This is a genomic window from Macromonas nakdongensis, from assembly GCF_002837145.1.
Classification (GTDB): domain Bacteria; phylum Pseudomonadota; class Gammaproteobacteria; order Burkholderiales; family Burkholderiaceae_C; genus Macromonas_B; species Macromonas_B nakdongensis.
The window spans coordinates 1-1,751 of record NZ_NWMV01000018.1 but is presented as its reverse complement, the minus strand read 5'-3'; the positions used below and the strand labels follow the sequence as shown (position 1 = coordinate 1,751).

Sequence of the window (1,751 nt, the reverse complement as noted above, 5' to 3'; positions counted from 1 at the left end):
CGGCGCGTGTCAAGGTAGTTGTCGCCTGATTTATGCAGCCAAGGGCTGTTTAAGGTCTGCTTTCATGTGGTCCGCGACGACCGAGTCGCGTTCGGGGTTGAGGGTAACTGCGCCGATAGGCGACCAGTCGCGCGTGGTGCCGGACCAGCGCGCTGGGTTGCGCTCACGGGCCTTGAGGTACAGCTCGTGTCGAGCAGCCAGGATGGCCTGATCTGCGCCGCAATGGCGCTGACCAGGGGTGACGTAGCGGATGCCGCTGTGTCGGTGCTCATCGTTGTACCAACGCACGAATTCCGCGGCCCAGGTCCGAGCGGCGTCGAGGTCGGCGAAGCCCTTCGCAGGGAACTCAGGGCGGTACTTGGCGGTGCGGAACAACGACTCCGCATAGGCGTTGTCGTCGCTCACGCGAGGCCTCGAATACGACGGCTTGACGCCCAGCCAGTACAGCATCCCCAGCACCGTGGTGGCCTTCAGCGTGGCGCCGTTGTCGCCGTGCAGCACGGGCTTGGTCAGCATCGTGGCGATGCCCTCGGCCAGCGCGGTGCGCCGCACCAGGTGAGCCGCGTGCACGGAGTCGTCCGTGGCGTGCACTTCCCAGCCGACGATCTTGCGGCTGTACAGGTCCAGGATCAGGTACAGGTGGAACCACATGCCGATCACCGCAGCCGGCAGATAGGTCATGTCCCAGCACCACACCTGTCGCGGCGCAGTAGCCACATGCGTGGTCGGCGGTCGGACTGTGCGGGGCTTCTTGGCGCGACCCCGGTGCGCCGCCTGCCCCTCGTCGCGCAGCACGCGGCTGAAGGTGGACTCGCTGGCCAGGTACACGCCGTCGTCAGCCAGCATGGGCACGATGCGTGCCGGCGGCACGGCTGCGAAGCGCGGCTCATTGGCCACCCGGACGATCTCAGCGCGCTCGCTGTCGCTCAGGGCATGGCTGGGCAGCGGGCGCACCGCGTGAGGCCTGCGATCACCCGCTGTGAGGCCTTCTTGCGCCTTCCAGCGCTGCAGGGTGCGAAGGTCGATGCCGACGACCTCGCAAGCCTGGTGCAGCCGTGCGCCTGCGGCATGCGCAACACCGATTTCTTGGGACAGGCATTGGCGATCCTCGAGGCCGATCATTCGTCCTCTCCCCTGCTGAAGATCGCCTGCACTTTTTTTGACAGCACCAGCAGCGCTGCCGTCTCCGCCAGGGCGCGGTCCTTGCGCAGCAACTCGCGCTCGAGTTCCTTGATGCGCTTGCGGTCGGCCCGCGTGGCCTGCGGGCTGGCTCGCAGTTCCTCGGGCGCGGCCAGCGCCGTCGTGGCACTTGCGCGCCACTTCGCCAGATCCTGTGGGTACACACCGTGCGAGCGACACCACGCGCTCAATTCGGCCTCGTTCATCGCCGCCGTGGTCACCACCGCCTCAAGCCGGCCGGCCGCGGTCCAGGCCCGCCCTCGGGCGGGCCTGGACCGCGCCTGCTCGCGCCAGCGCTCCAAGGTGCCTGCAGCGATCCCAATCTCCCGCGCAACCACGTCGATCGCTGCGCTCTCCGGCGGCAGCAACCGCGCTACCGCTCTGTCTTTGAATGTCTGTCCGTATCGAGCCAAGTTTGTCCTTCATCGCCGCCCCCGGGGTTGATCTATGGAGGCGACAACTATTCTGACGCGGGGGGGTTTTCGAACTGCTCCGCAACGTACACCACATGGATGTTTTTGCGCTTGCAGATGTATTCGTAATACGCGCTTTCATCCGCGTCCTGGAATCGT

Annotated in this window: 1 pseudogene; it reads right to left on the bottom strand. The window is 66.4% G+C overall.

The annotated features are described in order from the left end of the window. Window positions 1-30 precede the first annotated feature (30 nt). A pseudogene (locus CON77_RS03420) lies at window positions 31-1,592 on the bottom strand (IS3 family transposase). Window positions 1,593-1,751 lie beyond the last annotated feature (159 nt).